Genomic DNA, 15,232 nt, shown 5'->3' on the forward strand with positions numbered 1-15,232 from the left:
CTTCACCGGTCAACTTAGCAAAAGGTCAGACTCAGCAGTTAACTGCAACAGCGACATTCAGTGATATGACGTCCTCTGACATCTCTAGCTCAGTGACGTGGACTCCTATCGATACGGCGACGGCTACCGTGTCATCAGCCGGTTTATTGTCTGCGGTTGAGGTGGGTAATACGACCCTCACGGCCACGAAGGATGGCGTGACCAGTAATACGGTGGATGTGAATGTGTGTGCTGACTTATCGGGGGCGTGTATTGATATCTTTGATACAGGTACAGGTAAGTTATTTACCAATTCACCATCAAAGGCCTACTTAGACAGCATTGGCGGTAGTGCTACAGACGGTATTTTTAATGAAAATGGAACTTACGGCCCAAGTGGTAATTTCTACCTATTCAACTGGACTAACGCAAATGCACTATGTACTACCTACAACACCCGTAGTCTCGGCGGACGGACAAACTGGCGTGTAGCGACAAGAGACGAGTTAAAAGGGGAGCTATACGACATATTTGGTAATATGTTTACCGCGCGCGGTTGGCCGACCTTCAACTACTATTGGTCGGCGACTCCTGTTGGTTCTAGCTATTACGTCGTGCTCCTCAACCTTGGCGACGTCGGCAGCACCAATCCGAGCCTCACGAACTACGCATCCTGCGTCTCAAATCCTTAAAGTTGAGCGTTTAGAGTTTAACGTTTTAATTTTTAATTTTTGAAGTGCCAGAGTTGCATCTGGCACTTTTTAAAAGGGGGAAGATAGGTGAATATTGAAAATAAATTAGCATTGGTTGAAAGCAGTCAACGTATTGTTGGCATAAAAGAGGGGATGTTTGTACGTTTCTATGAGCAATCACTCTTTGGTTGGCAGCAGTGGGTATCTAAACAGGACCAATTACCGACATTGAAGGTGTTAAGGAAAAAGGTTAAGAAATTGAATGGAAGAGAGGTGTTGTATGGTGGGCTTCCTATAGAATCATTAAAGCAAGCTGGAATTGACATAGGTACAGAGGCTGTTATTGAGTTAGAAATAATCATCGATTTTTCTGAGTGGGAGTCTTGGAGGCAAGAGCAGCGTGCTCAAATGGACGATATTGAAGAGAAATTACCTTGTAACCCTTGTGATGACGATCTGTTAAATCGTCGATATGTTCGATTATTTTTACCCGAAGCAATCGTCAATAAAGTGATGATGACGAAAGCTTCAAGCTCTTCATCAGATTGGTTGTTGATTGCTGTCAAGCAAGCGATATAACGTTTTAATAAGATGGTTCTCGGAAAATCAACAGGGAACATAGCGACAATGTCGTGCTCAGAGAATGTTAACGTTAAGGTGTTAACATGTGGGCCCTGGTATGTTATCGGCATTTATGACCTTATGGGTATTCAAGGGAAGCGAGTCGAAAGGCAACACTTCGAGTTAAACAATAAATGCAAACGCGCGCGGTTGGCCGACCAACAACAACTATTGGTCGGCGACTCCTGATGGTTCTAACTATTACAACGTGAACCTCAACAATGGCAACGTCAACAGCAACAATCCGAGCAACACGAACTACGCATCCTGCGTCTCAGGCCAACATAAAGTATCCGGAGCCATCTTATTAAAGTGAAGACCCTTCTTTATGGTGAAGTGATTGTAATAACAGTTATTGGGTAATAAATAACGTTTAAGTTCGCCAAAATTTTTATGATATATTTGTTTTCTCAATTGACAATGATTGGCTTGGCTAAGCAGTCCATAATAGCTATTTATCGTTGATTGCATAGCTTTTAGCTGAGTGTAAAGTGGTGCGTAATGGATAGCATGCTTACTCCATCTCCCTCGACTTGGTCTAGATCTTAAAAAGACACTAATCGCACCAGTGTCTAGAATCGCATTAAAGTAGCGCAAACGCTCTTTCAATGATGAAATGGTGGTTTTGCGAACATGTTTATAATGGGGAAATACACGAAATCCCAAGTAATCAAACCCCTCCTCAATAGGTGATAAATGCACCTTTGTAGGATGTAATTTTAATTGCAGGCGAGAAGTGAGATACCATTCAATATGTTCTTTCCATTCTTGCAATTTTTCAGGCGAATTAGATAAGATAAATAAATCATCCATATACCGAACGTACCCCTTAACCTTCAGTGTGTGTTTTATTTCGTGGTCAAGGTTGTTGAGGTAAAAATTACCGAAGAGTTGACTAGTAACGCTACCTATGGGCAACCCAACCTGTTCCGTATTGTTAAACTGTAGCTTCTTATGGTGCGGGATTTGGTTAAGTAAGTATTGGTTTCCAGTTCGCTCGTTTTGTAGCTTCGTGGCATCCTGCTCTATGATCTTTTCTATTAGGTTTGCTAGGCAATATTGGCGCAATGGGCTTAATTTTGAATTGTAAATGAGATTGTGTAGTTGCGTTAGAAGCTCTCTTTTATTAATGCTATTGAAATAACTGTAAATGTCGAGCTGTAGCCCCCAAGTATGTCGTGGTTGGCGCATTAGTTTTTGAACTTTTGCAATAGCAGCAAGAGTTCCTTTACCTTTTCTATTGGCATAGGTGTCATCAATGAATTGATTTTCCATAATAGGTGCCAATTGTAGTGCAATCCACATTTGAGCTATACGATCTCTAAATGCTGGGGCGTATATTTCTCTAAGCTTAGGTTCTGTGATTGCAAAATGATGATAAGGATAAGGTTGATATGTATTAGTTAATATTTCGGTTGACAGCTCATGGCATAGTTTCGGGAACTTTAAAGCGTTAGCAGATTTTTGTTGACTGCTTCCCGAAGCTTTTACACATTGCAGCAACTCTGCTGCGAGTTGATGGTGATATTTAAGGTTTGAATTTTGAATAAAGAGTTTCGTCATAATCGTCTCTACTATGATTTACAAAAGTTGTACAAATTGTATTGGAACCAACATCAACACTTACCCAAAGCATTTCGCTTTACAACAGGAGAACAAATCCTCAACGAACTCACGAAGTGTATTCGTTACTCTGTTCAAGCTAATTTGTACGGAAAATCTCTCGAAGGAATATTGCGAGCCCTAGATTTATTACTAGAACTTAGTGCACTTTTAGAAACCGTACAAAGTTTATTAATGTTAGCTTGGGAATTAAAATTCTTGCCTCATGGCGCTCTGGTTGCTTTGACTGAACAACTTGGGCATGTATCAAGACAAACTACAGGATGGCGAAAGTGGTTCCAAGGAAAATCTCTCGAAATAAATGCACCTATTTCTTCTCCAAGTGGGTGCGCTTAGATTAGAGCTACTGGCATATTACTATTCAAAAAGACAATAAAACTGCTTGAGAACTTAGAGCCTTCCTTGGAGAGAAGAGAGCATGGTCGAACTGGTGGCCTAAGAAGGATATTAGAGAGTAAGCGATCCCTGCCAGCCCTTATAAATAAAGGGCTGTAGGCTCACGTTGGACTTTTCGCTGAAATGGGCGCAAACCCCCAAATACAGAGGGCGACAAGCCGATTCCGTTCTACACGAAAAAATCTATCAGCTACGAGTTGTCAACAAGCTGAGTATCAGTGACACAGCCAAACTTACCAATGTCTCAGATCGTACAGTAATACGGGTTGCTAAGAAGTTGGTAAGTGAGCGTTTAGCGGAGTAAGAAGCTTAGCGTACGTTTTCGTTCCATTGGGCTTCAGACCCCTGAATACGCTAATAAATCCTGTCTCAGGGTAAACGCCATATTTACTAACTCGAACAAACTAGGCTTAGGCTGACGGCAATATTAACTAATCCGAATTCAATAAGCACTGCTCAAGCCCCGCCAGATTAATCTGGCTGTCCGGGGAAATGACTTGGCACAACACATGGTTGAGAGCGCTAAATTTCAATGTTTTGGCTAAATTATCAAGTAATAGACCCGCTAAGTATTGGTTTGAAATTATAAGGTTAACCATTTAATGTGGGCGTTTTATCCAAAAATAGCATCGGCATTAAAGCGCAATTGATGGTCAGTAGAATGGTAGGGCTAGATGTATTTAATGAGATTTTTTGCTAAAATGCTCAAAATTTTTTTGAGAGAAATAAGCCATGACTATCTATGTAGTGGGACATAAGATCCCTGATTCTGATTCCATCTGTGGTGCCATTGCGTTAGCGTATTTGAAAAATCAAATTGGCGAGCCAGCAGTAGCCACTCGTTTAGGTGATATTTCTCCAGAAACCGCGTTCATTCTTGAACGATTTGGTTTTGATGCACCTGAATACAAACAGCATTATGCGGGTGAGCAGGTATATATTGTCGATCATTCTGAATTAACCCAAGCTCCCGATGACATTGCCGAAGCGACGATTGTGGGGATTGTTGATCATCATAAATTAGGTGATCTGACCACATCGACGCCACTAGAGTGTTGGATCCGTCCAGTGGGTTGCAGCAACACTGTCATTAAAATGATGTATGACTTTTATGGTGTAGCCATTCCTAAAGATATCGCGGGCATCATGCTATGCGCTATCTTAAGTGATACAGTGATCTTTAAATCTCCAACCTGTACGACTGCCGATATTCGTTGTGTTGAAGCGTTAGCCGAAATCGCCGGTGTCGAAGATTTTAAAGCCTTGGGCATGGATATGTTCAAAGTAAAATCAGCAGTGGAAGGCACGCCGGCTCGTGATCTAGTGATGCGTGATTTTAAAGACTTCAACATGAATGGTAACCTCATCGGTATTGGCCAACTTGAAGTGATTGATCTTGCCGTGTTCGATGAAATCAAAGCCGAATTAGAAGCGGACATTGCGTTGCTTAAGCAAGAAGGCCAACGTCACAGTGTGATCTTATTACTGACGGATATTATGAAAGAAGGTTCGGAAATGTTGATTATTTCTGATGACCAGCATTTATCCCATAAGGCTTATGGTAAAGCTTCTGAAAATGGCCGCGTGTGGTTAGAGGGTGTATTAAGCCGTAAGAAGCAAGTCGTACCTCAGCTGCAACTCGCTTTTGCATAACTCCTTTGCATCAGCAACCAAGCCCTAATCATTAGGGCTTGGTTAAATAATCTATATACATTTAGCAGGCTTTGGTAAGCCTGCTATTTTTGTGGCTTGCTTTGCAGGCCCCAAAGGGAACAAGGTATAGAGGTATTTAGAATTGCCTTTATCTGGACCAAGCGTTTGACCTATGGCTTTAACAAGCACCCTAATGGCGGGGCTGGTATTGTATTCTAGGTAAAAATTCCTCACAAAATTAACTACCTCCCAATGAGCTGGAGTTAATTCGATATTTTCCTCTGCCGCAATCAACGGGGCTAATGCTTCGCTCCAATCGGATACTTTCTTCAAGTAACCTTGATGATCTAATTCAATGGTTACACCATTAAATTCCATAGAATTTACCATGTAATTACCTTTTGATGGGTTATCACTAAATCGACCATGTCAGCATGATCTATTTGCTGATATTTCGCTAGCGATGAGGCCAAGCCACGAGCGACTAAGTCATCCTTTAACACATAAATTTTAAAGGGGGATAAGGCCATCGCATATTGTCTGACCAATAAAGCATTCACTGCATTGGCAGTCAAAAGTACACTATCGCCACGGCGCAGATAGCGTAAACAGGTTTTGAGTGCGCCATCGGCAGCAGGCGATGTTTGGATATGATGTAAAATCATTAGTAAACCACCACTTCATCCGCATCGGCTAGCGCCTGAGAAATAACATCTACCGTAACCAGATCGCAGGGGATGGCTAACGACGTTCTAATCAAGCCATATTCTGCCAATGATGCCTGACATACTAATACCTGCTCGATGTCGTATAAAGGGAACGCTCGTAAGGTGGCTAAATAATCCCGCTCACCAATCAATGTCGGTTGTTGATCAGGAAGTAAGCTTAAGACACCTTCCCCACAGAAGATAATGCTAACCTCTTGATCGAAACTGGCACTGAGTAAGGCAAAATCTATGCCTTCTCTGCCGTGAGCACCATCGAATGGCGCTCGTCTAAATACTACGCATAGTTTTTTCATTATTAAAAATTTACCCATCGATCAGCGCGTTCAATCCCAGTCACCAATTCTCCAAGGCCGCCCATCACGAAGGGATCGGCGCAATTAAAGTGCTGGTAACCTAGTTCGTTAGCTTCAGTTTGACTGAGAACCCCCCGGCGCAAACCGGCAGAGACACAATTGATCAGTGCAATCTGATGCTTATCCGCCAAGCCGATCCAGGCTTGATGAAGATTGAATTCATCTGTTGCCGGCGCTAATAAATTGTTCGAATGACTCACACCATCTTGATAAAAAAACACACAAACTATCTCATGACCTTGCTCGATGGCGGCTTCAGTGAAGCGATAAGCGTGATAGCCGGCCACATTGCCGTAAACTTTGCCATTCACTTGTATAATTAATTTACTCATAACCCAATAAAAAATGGCCCGCGAACGGGCCATTTTATCCTAGAAACTGATGTTGCGCATTAATCGTCGTTGCTCATACCCAGTAAGTGTAAAATGGCTAAGAACAAGTTTAAGAAATCTAAGTACAAAGCGACGGTGGCACGAATATAATTAGTTTCACCACCATTCACAATCCGGCTTGTATCATAAAGAATAAATCCGGTCATCAATAATGCGATGGCAGCATTCATAGCCATAAAGACCATGCTATTACCCAAAAAGATATTAATCACCATCGCGACTATGACGACGATTAAGCCAGCCATTAAAAAACCACGCATGAACGAAAAATCTTTCTTGGTAGCAATCGCATAAGCTGAAAGGGCGAAGAATATAGCAGAGGTCAAGCCGAGCGCTTGCATGATCAACTGCGGGCCATTAGCCATACCGACATAATGGTTTAGGATGTAACCAAGCGACGCACCTTCCATACCGGTAAAGGCGAACACCCACAATAAACCACTGGCGGTATCGGCTTTACGAAGCGTCACAAACAGCAGGACTAAGCCACCGATTGATAAGCCAATCGACATTAATGGACTGATGCCCATGGCCATGGCAAAACCAGCACAGAGTGCTGAAAAAGCTAATGTCATGGCTAACAGCATGTAGGTATTCTTCAGGAGTTTATTAACCTCTAAGGTTGATAAACTGCCACTGTAGACATTTTGTTGATTCATGGTGCTCTCCATCAGCGAGGTAATTCAGGACTAAATGTGTATTATCGAATAGTAAAATAATAACCTAGCCACCGGCTAGGTCAATGCTAGTCTTTGGCAATCATTAATAAATTTATGTTAATGCACTAACCAATTCATTAAGTCAGCCACTCTTTATGCAGCTTTTCGCCATCACCAAGATAATTCAACACCCACTCTTTAGCGGGCGAGATGGCGCTGGCATTCCAGGCGAGGCAACATTGACTGATCCCACGGGGATGAACCAATTGTTTTTCAAGTACCATGCCTTTTTCGATAAAGATGCTGGCTAAATGGCGTGGCATATAGCCAATACCTAAACCACCACTAAAGCAGTTGAGTGCGCGGATCCAATCGGGTACCACCAGTCGGCGTTGATTGTTCAGTAGCCAAGTATCACGCTTAGGAATTTCTCTCGAGGTGTCTTCCAAACACACCGAGGGGTAGGGGCGTAACTCATCATCTTCAAGTGGCCTATCAATGGCGGCAAGCGGATGCTGTTTACCCACTAAAAATGCCCAGTCGATTTCACCCATATCTTTATATTTAAACGTGCCGCCGACCGGAATTGCGGTAGTGGCGCCAATGGCAATATCGGCTCGACCTGTGGCCAATGCCTCCCAAACCCCATTGAAAACTTCAATACGAATAATCAACTCAACATTAGTAAATTCACGATAAAAATCAGCAATTAATACACTAATTCTGTCCGCCCTAACAATATTATCTAAGGCAATTGCCAAGGTCGGTTGCCAACCATTGGCGACACTTTGAGTCTCGCGTTTTAACTGATTAATATCGTTCAACATTCGCCGAGCTTGCTTGACAAAATGTTCACCTGCGGGGGTCAAACTCACACTGCGATGATGACGGACAAATAAACTGACACCTAATTCGTCTTCAATTTGCTTTACCGCATAACTGACTGCCGAAGGGACTTTATGCAGGCGATAGGCGGCGGCGGTAAAACTCCCATGTTGCGCCACGATATCGATTAGTTCGAAGGCTTGTTCAGAAAGCATCTTAGTCATCCTTGTGCTGTGAAATTTTTTGATGGCATGCTTCAAAAATAAATGCTTCAACCCAAGTAAGCAAGCCTATAGAATGCATCGTCTCTATTTTTATGATGTTAATCTCGTATGAAAAAAACTAACGGTATCCAATTTTACATGTTTCTCTTCTATCTTTCCCTGCTGAGTATGCTGGGATTTATTGCTACCGACATGTACTTACCTGCATTCAATGCTATTGAAACTACCTTTAATACCACGCCAACTCAAGTGGCAATGTCATTAACCACTTTTTTAGCGGGTTTAGCCTGTGGTCAATTGGCTTATGGACCTTTGGTGGCTCGCATTGGTAAACGAAATTCACTCTTCTTAGGCTTAGCCGTGTTTGGCATTGCCTCTGTCGCTATTGCTAATAGCGACAGTATGATGGCTGTTAATATCGCCCGTTTCTGCCAAGCGCTAGGCGCTTGTAGTGCCGCTGTGATTTGGCAAGCGTTAGTGGTCGAGCAATACGACGCTGAACAAGCTCAAGGTATTTTCAGCAATATCATGCCGTTAGTTGCTTTGTCACCCGCACTGGCTCCGATTATTGGTGCTTTCGTACAAGCACATATGGGCTGGCGTGCAATCTTTGTGGTGCTGACTATCATCGCCGCCATGCTCATACTGATGACCTACCTGTTAGTCCCCGCAGAAGCGAGCACTAAACGTCAGGATATCAGTAGTTCGACCCGTTTTATCGATATTCTGAAAAACCGTAAGTTCCTTGGCAGCGTAGTTATTTTTGGTGCCTGTAGTGGTGCGTTTTTCTCATACTTAACGGTATGGCCAATCGTGATGGAACAGCATGGTTATGCCGCCGCTGAAATTGGCTTAAGCTTTATTCCACAAACCATCATGTTTATCGTCGGTGGCTACGCCAGTAAAATTTTGGTCCGTAAATTGGGGAGCGACTCAGCGCTGAACGTGTTGTTGCTGGTCTTTGGTTCATGTGTCACTGCCATTGTATTAAGCACGGTCGTATTTAAGTTTGACAGTATTTTCCCATTACTGATTGCTTTTTCAATTTTGGCTTCATCGAGTGGCGGTATTTACCCAATCGTGGTGAACAACGCTTTACAACAATTCACTCAAGATGCAACTAAGGCTGCGGGTGTACAGAACTTTTTGCAGTTAAGCCTTTCCTTTGGCGCGTCAAGCATTGTGGCGCTATGGGCTAGTCATGGTGCCATGGCGATTGGTTGGGGTATTTTAATTTGTTCAGTCGGTGTGTTATTGGGCTACTTTTTACAAAAGAGCAATGTCGTGCCAGTGTCTGCTATTGAACCAGCGGCCGAAACTAGCAATCTTGAGTGTGTTTTGGATGACAAATAATCAGGCTGGACAGACTTTAGCCATTTGATTTGTTTTTATCATTTAGGCCTTTACAGGCCTAAATGATCTCAGTAATATGCGCATCAACGGAGGGGTGGCAGAGTGGTTGAATGCACCGGTCTTGAAAACCGGCATAGGTTTATAGCCTATCCAGGGTTCAAATCCCTGCTCCTCCGCCAAATTCGTCGAGAAAGGCCGCTGATATCAGCGGCCTTTTTTGCATCTATTCTTTACTACTATCAACTACTATCAGCCATTCAGGCTATCGGCATCAGAGTTGCTCAACTCTCTACGTTCGCGTCATTATTAGCTGTTGATCTCAAAACGGCTAAACGCCATGACAGCGGCCTATTCGGCAATCACGTGGACTTTCTAACCAAAGCACTAACTTAGCCGCTTTACACTAAGGCACGCTGCTGCGTTAACTTGGTGTCAGCTGGGCAAGTGGTTGTGACCAATCGTTCTAAAATAGCAAGATAAGTTATTTGTGAGCCTTAACTAAACCCCCGATAATCGGCTAACTCTTGTCAGCCGAGGCCCCTATGAAACTCGTTATCATTCTGGTAGCCCTAGCCACTCTTGTAGGCAGTTTAGCTACGTCTGGATTGCTCAGTGCCCTGATCACCTTGCTTGGTTTTATCAGCTTACTGGTGATCCATTTTCGCCCCAAACGTAGCAAGCTTACCTTAGTAAATTGCCCACAAAGAACCCGAGGCGATAGCCAACCAGAGTAATACGGCTAACAACATTGGCCGATAACCCGTTTGCTTCATTTTAGCGACAGTGATACCTGCACCTATTAAAAATAAGCACACTACTAAGGTACGTTTCGCAACCTCAAAAATCAGTTGGTATACCGAGGCGCCTTGTGGCAGCAAGTAACAAAATACCATGGCAACTAAATACCAAATAATGAAATAGGGAACTGAAAATTGTTGGTTTTTACCTTTAAACAACCAGGTACTCACTAATGCTAAGGGAATGATCCACAAGGCTCGCGCGAGTTTAACCGTGGTCGCCGTGACTAAGGCCTCCTCGCCAAAAGAAGAGGCAGCGCCCACCACAGATGAAGTGTCATGAATGGCAATAGCCGCCCACAAACCAAAATCATACTGACTCATCTCTAAGGCATGACCCAGCACGGGGAAAACAAATAGTGCCAAGGCATTAAGAATAAATACACAGGCTAATGCAACCGCCATTTGATCATTCTTTGCATTGATAGCCGGCGCAACCGCTGCGATGGCTGAACCCCCACAAATCGCCGTGCCAGCGCCAATTAAATAGCCAGTCTTAGCATCAATGTTGAGTAATTTGGTTAAGGCAAGCGTTAGCAATAAGGTGGTCACAATAGAGCCGACAATTAACGGCAATCCTTGACTACTGACCTCAATGGCTTGCTGCAGGTTAATCCCAAAACCGAGACCGATAATAGACAAAGATAATAAACGTTTGGTTAAGCGGCCAACATCAATACTGGTTGGCACCCAACCTAAATTCGCCAAGGCAAAACCTAAAATAAGCGCTAACGGTGAGGTCATCACTGGTAATAAACAGCTAAACGCTAATGCAACGAATAACCAAAACTGCCAAGGTCGTTGAGAAAATAGAGCCATGAAAATATTCTGAAAATGGTTGAAGGTATTATTATACCCAGCCACTTTTCTGTGTCACTTAACCTTAGTAACTCAGTATATTATTTTATAACGTTTGATAAAAAAAAGGCGCTAATCCATTAGCGCAAGGGACATGTTGACTAACTAAAATGCTACTGATTTACCTATACGTGTCAGTGGGCTATTTGGACCAAATCTTTTCACTTATTTTCGTACAGTGGCATACACGATTGGGGTCTGTACTGCCGAATGCCAGTATTGTGATACTTTTGTTAACTATGACCGCACTAAGTTTGCCTATGATTGAGCCTTAGATCGTCATTTAATTTGCCCATTTAATAAGGAACTCATCGATGCGAAAATTAACATCGCTTTTGCTAATAGCGCCATTGTTTATTTCAACTGTCATTGCGGCAGAAGTTCCAGCGTTAGCTGGCCATATTGCCGTAGCCAATCGTCAGGCTGGAACGGTTTCAATTATTGATGTCAGCCAAGATCAAGTGATCCGCACCTTGGAGTTAACGGGAGGCGAACTCACTGCTGAACCTATGTATGTGGTTTACAAAGACAATAGATTATATGTCGGTGATCGTGCTAATCATCGTGTGGTGGTTTTTGATAGCTTTGGTTTTAACCAATTAGCATCCATCAGCACTGGCCGCGGAGTGTTTCATATGTGGGCTGCAGCTAACTCGCAAAAGTTGTTAGTTAATAATGATATAGATAACACATTTACCATCATAGATACCAATCAATTAGTCCCAACCATGACGGTTTCGATACCAGATGACTTGGTTGATGCCGGTTTTAAACCTCACGATATTGTGGTCAGTGATGATGGCGAACAATGGTATGTAAGTCTGGTTGATGGTGTGCCTGGCAATGATTATGTGCTTCAATATCAGAATAATAATAATTATCCCTCACTCACTGGTCGATTAGAGGTTGGTGGCGATCCGCATTTATTTCTGTCGCCAGTACGCAGACATGAACTTTGGGTTGCATCCCAAGATGCCAGTTCATTAACTCGAGTTAACCTCAGTCATTTTCGGGCAATACGTACTAAATCAATTGCCAATGCGCATGGCATTTATGGCGTGGGCTCGCGATTATATGTGACCAACATTGCCGATGGTGGTAGCTCCGCATTGAATACGTTAGATGCCCGGCGCTTTCGACTCATCGATAGTGACGATACACCACAACCAGTTCCCCATAATATTTCGGTTACCGACGATGGCCAAAAAATCTATATAACCCATTCAGGATCGACCCAAAATACTGTGTCGGTATTCACGACTCACACTCAGAGAGGTTTACCTGAATACCTCACAGAAATCTCTGTTGGCGCTAATCCTTTCGGCCTTGCGTTTATCCCACATTAACGACAAATCAGGGCAATCGTGCCAATGGTATTATTGCCCTAAGTCAATTTCGTCTACGTCGACCATTGATGGCGGCAACTGATTTAACCTGGTTTGAGATGTCGGTAATTGGTCCGTGTGTAACTCCATATTAGCATCGAAGTACAATAAAATATTGCTAGCCAATGACTGTTGGCAAAAGTCATCTTGTGATAACTGCAATGCCGAAATTCCAGCCCACTGCGCGAATAGACACTCAAAATTGTACAGAGATAGTGGGGCATCTTCCGCAATCGACAACAAGGGATCTGGCGTCATAAACAGTGGTACATGCAGTGAATCTAATGCGGGAGGTCGACGAACGTCATGTTTAAGGGGAATGCTACTGTGAGGGTCTCCCAAACCATGATCAGCAAAAAACATATATTTTCCTTCGTGTTGTAACACAAGCTCTATTAGCTGATGCTGCAACGTATCGGTATATAGCACACTGTTATCGTATTGATCGACCAGTTGACTTGCTGAGCTAAACTGAGCGAAGGCTTGAGGATAACGGTCAGTAAAATTCATGTGTGAACCGTAAAAGTGCAAAATAATGAGCTTAGGCTGATCGGTCGCAGTAATCGCGGCTGATAATTGTGGTAAGAGCACGCCATCATATTGACTCCCACCCAATTCATCCGACGTAAAATACGCGTGGTCGGCTTGTTTAGCCAAACTAGTGATTGAAAAATCCCATTGACCTAATGCGGCTTGATTAGATAACCAAAAGGTTTGATAACCTGCATCTTTAGCCAGATGTATAATCGACTGAGACAGATCAGGCAAACCTTGCCCATGAGTTAACATTGCCGGAATAGCGTTCCAAGTATTCGTTCCTGCTGCATAGGCGTGGCGAATAATATGCAGTTGATCTCGCATCGCCATTAATTTCGGCGTAGTGTCTCTAGAGTAACCATATAGACTCATATTGGCGGCACGTAATGATTCACCGATACCGATGACTAACAGGGTTGGCGCATGAGGCAATCGCTCCACTTGTTGCCAGGTTGATTGCGTATTTACCTGCATCGTTAAAAAGGTCACACTGTCAGACAGTGCAATGACACTGGTTAGCATTGGTAATCGCAGTGATAACTTGTGCAAGGTATATTCCACTTGACTGAACAGCGTGGAGTGTCCTCTTGATGTGCCTTTATTAAGGTAGTCGATATACAACTCATTACGGTACACAGAGGGGAGTTGCAGCAAAGAAGGGATGAATAAATACCCAAAGCCAATAAATACGCTAACAAAGGTCATACGACGGTCGGCGCTAATTGGCATCAGTCCCAGGAAAGCCGTCAAGGCCATGCTTAAGCCCAAAATTCCCATGTATTGGCTGATAAAACTGCCCATTTCTTGCCATGGGGCATTCATCATGCTCATCAAAATACTGACAGATAATGAAGATTGATAACTGAGTTGTAAAAAAAAATTCGCTGCCAATTAACACGGCCAACATCAAGCGTAGTGGCCACCAACGGCGACTGAGCCGTAACAACGCATAACATAGTATTGCTAATCCAACCGAATGAATAAAACCTCGCGTCAAAGACAACGCCAGTTTGTCATGGTTAATCACTAGACTCATGACCAAACACACCAAAAATAAAACAAATTGACTTATATATGCTCTTGATTTCAAATATCACACTCCATTGCATACCTCAAAATCTGCCGCGCTTGGAAGATCGGATAAAATTACCCGAACATTCGCTTGTTCAAACAAGTATCGAATTTGATTCGGATCATTCACGGTAAAAAGTAGGGTAGTAATGTTCGGAAAATGCCATTGAAAGCGGTCAGAATAATTACTGACATCGGTAGAAATGACCGAAAACTGACCCAGTAGGTATTTTGCTTTAATTCTGAACGCGAAATTGGCAAAGGTCAGCATCGACATATCATTGGTTAACGTTAACCAATAGCTGGTGATAAAATCTGCTTTAGTGAATGGGACTAATGCTTCCACCGCGATAGATTCGATAACAAATTGGGATTTTGGTACAAATTGGTATGAAAGCTGTTGCAGACGCTTCAACGCTTGCAACCGTTGTGGGTTGGAGAGTTCACCCAAATTTTTGAAGTCTACCCAATAATAAAGTTGTGTTCCGAATTGTTGCAGCACATTCGCGAGTAATAAATGTGATGCCAAAGTTGACGCAGTCGGTTCATCATGGCTGACGATAAATTGACTATGTTCTGGATCAAAGTAAACATCAAGTTCAATGCCAGCGACGCCGCGTTCAAAAGCGCTAGTAAAAGCAGCCATACTATTTTCTTGATGAACATCATGAGCCCCCCGATGGGCCAAGACCTGCTGACAAAGACTCATTGTTGGACTTTGTTGGGCTTGAAGGCTAAATAAACCATGAACGCCCAATAGTATTACCGCGACGGCAGCGACAGTGGCAACAAATCCCCAACCCACAATCTTAGTCATTAGGCTCAAAGCTCGTCCTCGCTCACAAAGTATCCACCTGCAAAGGTGGATACATGACATTCATCCTTGTGCTTTGACATGCAAGCCATTAAGGTTTAATAGCATACTGACAACTATAGAGCAGTATGTTTTTATCTGCGAATCTCACCCGACAGAGATTGAGCCTGTCGCTGACAAAGTTTGACCCAAACGCCTAATCACGGCATCTTACTTTAGTGTTAACATACACAAACTTGTTAAGCGGTTAACGATTTCTAATTGATTTGATG

General features: G+C 43.1%; 17 protein-coding genes and 1 tRNA gene. 8 read left to right on the plus strand and 10 right to left on the minus strand.

Going from position 1 to position 15,232, the window contains the following annotated elements:
- From KU855_RS08320 to KU855_RS19050, 3 genes are all read left to right on the plus strand, one after another.
- The coding region (locus KU855_RS08320; protein WP_218529837.1) for an Ig-like domain-containing protein at window positions 1-671 on the plus strand (671 nt) is incomplete at its 5' end.
- An 87-nt stretch (window positions 672-758) separates the two neighbouring features.
- Entirely contained in the window at window positions 759-1,250 is a 492-nt protein-coding gene (locus KU855_RS08325; RefSeq protein ID WP_241906723.1) for a hypothetical protein, read from the plus strand.
- 172 nt (window positions 1,251-1,422) lie between these two features.
- Window positions 1,423-1,608, plus strand: a complete 186-nt coding sequence (locus KU855_RS19050) for an adhesion domain-containing protein (protein ID WP_107686077.1) — start codon at window positions 1,423-1,425, stop codon at window positions 1,606-1,608.
- Here KU855_RS19050 and KU855_RS08335 read toward each other — a convergent pair.
- Entirely contained in the window at window positions 1,551-2,855 is a 1,305-nt protein-coding gene (locus KU855_RS08335) for an RNA-directed DNA polymerase (RefSeq protein ID WP_102552418.1), read from the minus strand. The genes KU855_RS19050 and KU855_RS08335 overlap by 58 nt on opposite strands.
- Here KU855_RS08335 and KU855_RS08340 point away from each other — a divergent pair.
- Together KU855_RS08340 and KU855_RS08345 are read left to right on the plus strand one after the other, a co-directional pair.
- Entirely contained in the window at window positions 2,835-3,251 is a 417-nt protein-coding gene (locus KU855_RS08340) for a hypothetical protein (RefSeq protein ID WP_198006586.1), read from the plus strand. The genes KU855_RS08335 and KU855_RS08340 overlap by 21 nt on opposite strands.
- A gap of 792 nt (window positions 3,252-4,043) precedes the next feature.
- Window positions 4,044-4,964 carry a manganese-dependent inorganic pyrophosphatase gene (locus KU855_RS08345; protein ID WP_218529838.1) on the plus strand — a complete coding sequence of 307 codons (921 nt, stop codon included), beginning with the start codon at window positions 4,044-4,046 and terminating at the stop codon, window positions 4,962-4,964.
- A 51-nt stretch (window positions 4,965-5,015) separates the two neighbouring features.
- On the opposite strand, the gene KU855_RS08350 is transcribed toward KU855_RS08345, so the two are convergent.
- The 6 genes from KU855_RS08350 to punR all read right to left on the minus strand — a co-directional run bounded on the left by KU855_RS08350 (window position 5,016) and on the right by punR (window position 8,136).
- On the minus strand, window positions 5,016-5,354 hold the full coding sequence (locus tag KU855_RS08350) for a TusE/DsrC/DsvC family sulfur relay protein (RefSeq protein WP_218529839.1): 339 nt from the start codon (window positions 5,352-5,354) through the stop codon (window positions 5,016-5,018).
- The gene (gene tusB / locus KU855_RS08355) at window positions 5,348-5,629 is read right to left on the minus strand and encodes a sulfurtransferase complex subunit TusB (RefSeq protein ID WP_218529840.1); all 282 of its coding nucleotides are present in this window, start codon (window positions 5,627-5,629) and stop codon (window positions 5,348-5,350) included. Before tusB ends, KU855_RS08350 begins: the two co-directional genes overlap by 7 nt.
- Window positions 5,629-5,985: a sulfurtransferase complex subunit TusC gene (gene tusC, locus KU855_RS08360; RefSeq protein WP_218529841.1), complete on the minus strand. Its 357-nt coding sequence runs from the start codon at window positions 5,983-5,985 to the stop codon at window positions 5,629-5,631. The genes tusB and tusC overlap by 1 nt, the downstream gene beginning before the upstream one ends.
- A gap of 2 nt (window positions 5,986-5,987) precedes the next feature.
- Entirely contained in the window at window positions 5,988-6,377 is a 390-nt protein-coding gene (tusD, locus tag KU855_RS08365; protein ID WP_218529842.1) for a sulfurtransferase complex subunit TusD, read from the minus strand.
- Window positions 6,378-6,436: 59 nt separating this feature from the next.
- Window positions 6,437-7,096: a Bax inhibitor-1/YccA family protein gene (locus KU855_RS08370; RefSeq protein WP_218529843.1), complete on the minus strand. Its 660-nt coding sequence runs from the start codon at window positions 7,094-7,096 to the stop codon at window positions 6,437-6,439.
- Window positions 7,097-7,233: 137 nt separating this feature from the next.
- Window positions 7,234-8,136: a DNA-binding transcriptional activator PunR gene (punR, locus tag KU855_RS08375; RefSeq protein WP_218529844.1), complete on the minus strand. Its 903-nt coding sequence runs from the start codon at window positions 8,134-8,136 to the stop codon at window positions 7,234-7,236.
- Between the two features lie 117 nt (window positions 8,137-8,253).
- Between punR and punC the strand changes: the two genes are divergently transcribed.
- Together punC and KU855_RS08385 are read left to right on the plus strand one after the other, a co-directional pair.
- Window positions 8,254-9,498, plus strand: a complete 1,245-nt coding sequence (punC, locus tag KU855_RS08380) for a purine nucleoside transporter PunC (RefSeq protein WP_218529845.1) — start codon at window positions 8,254-8,256, stop codon at window positions 9,496-9,498.
- Between the two features lie 88 nt (window positions 9,499-9,586).
- Window positions 9,587-9,677 (plus strand) — tRNA-Ser (locus KU855_RS08385).
- Between the two features lie 507 nt (window positions 9,678-10,184).
- On the opposite strand, the gene KU855_RS08390 is transcribed toward KU855_RS08385, so the two are convergent.
- Window positions 10,185-11,114, minus strand: coding sequence for a YeiH family protein (locus KU855_RS08390; protein ID WP_218529846.1), 930 nt, complete (start codon window positions 11,112-11,114; stop codon window positions 10,185-10,187).
- Between the two features lie 353 nt (window positions 11,115-11,467).
- Between KU855_RS08390 and KU855_RS08395 the strand changes: the two genes are divergently transcribed.
- Complete coding sequence (locus KU855_RS08395; RefSeq protein ID WP_218529847.1) at window positions 11,468-12,499, plus strand: YncE family protein; 1,032 nt, start codon at window positions 11,468-11,470, stop codon at window positions 12,497-12,499.
- A 30-nt stretch (window positions 12,500-12,529) separates the two neighbouring features.
- Here KU855_RS08395 and KU855_RS08400 read toward each other — a convergent pair whose 3' ends face one another.
- Together KU855_RS08400 and KU855_RS08405 are read right to left on the minus strand one after the other, a co-directional pair.
- A complete protein-coding gene (locus KU855_RS08400; RefSeq protein ID WP_218529848.1) occupies window positions 12,530-13,966 on the minus strand; it encodes a phosphoethanolamine transferase in 1,437 nt (478 codons plus the stop codon).
- 202 nt (window positions 13,967-14,168) lie between these two features.
- Window positions 14,169-14,963 (minus strand): glycerophosphodiester phosphodiesterase, encoded by a 795-nt coding sequence (locus KU855_RS08405; RefSeq protein ID WP_256260939.1) that lies wholly within the window; start codon window positions 14,961-14,963, stop codon window positions 14,169-14,171.
- Between the last annotated feature and the right edge of the window lie 269 nt (window positions 14,964-15,232).

It is taken from the genome of Shewanella sp. NIFS-20-20, from assembly GCF_019209865.1.
Classification (GTDB): Bacteria; Pseudomonadota; Gammaproteobacteria; order Enterobacterales; family Shewanellaceae; genus Shewanella.

Bases quoted from the DNA above. Each gene is read 5' to 3' on its own strand.
- KU855_RS08335 (WP_102552418.1), bottom strand. From the start codon at position 2,855: ATGACGAAACTCTTTATTCAAAATTCAAACCTTAAATATCACCATCAA.
- KU855_RS08345 (WP_218529838.1), top strand. From the start codon at position 4,044: ATGACTATCTATGTAGTGGGACATAAGATCCCTGATTCTGATTCCATC.
- KU855_RS08350 (WP_218529839.1), bottom strand. From the start codon at position 5,354: ATGGTAAATTCTATGGAATTTAATGGTGTAACCATTGAATTAGATCAT.
- tusB (WP_218529840.1), bottom strand. From the start codon at position 5,629: ATGATTTTACATCATATCCAAACATCGCCTGCTGCCGATGGCGCACTC.
- tusC (WP_218529841.1), bottom strand. From the start codon at position 5,985: ATGAAAAAACTATGCGTAGTATTTAGACGAGCGCCATTCGATGGTGCT.
- tusD (WP_218529842.1), bottom strand. From the start codon at position 6,377: ATGAGTAAATTAATTATACAAGTGAATGGCAAAGTTTACGGCAATGTG.
- KU855_RS08370 (WP_218529843.1), bottom strand. From the start codon at position 7,096: ATGAATCAACAAAATGTCTACAGTGGCAGTTTATCAACCTTAGAGGTT.
- punR (WP_218529844.1), bottom strand. From the start codon at position 8,136: ATGCTTTCTGAACAAGCCTTCGAACTAATCGATATCGTGGCGCAACAT.
- punC (WP_218529845.1), top strand. From the start codon at position 8,254: ATGAAAAAAACTAACGGTATCCAATTTTACATGTTTCTCTTCTATCTT.
- KU855_RS08390 (WP_218529846.1), bottom strand. From the start codon at position 11,114: ATGGCTCTATTTTCTCAACGACCTTGGCAGTTTTGGTTATTCGTTGCA.
- KU855_RS08395 (WP_218529847.1), top strand. From the start codon at position 11,468: ATGCGAAAATTAACATCGCTTTTGCTAATAGCGCCATTGTTTATTTCA.
- KU855_RS08405 (WP_256260939.1), bottom strand. From the start codon at position 14,963: ATGACTAAGATTGTGGGTTGGGGATTTGTTGCCACTGTCGCTGCCGTC.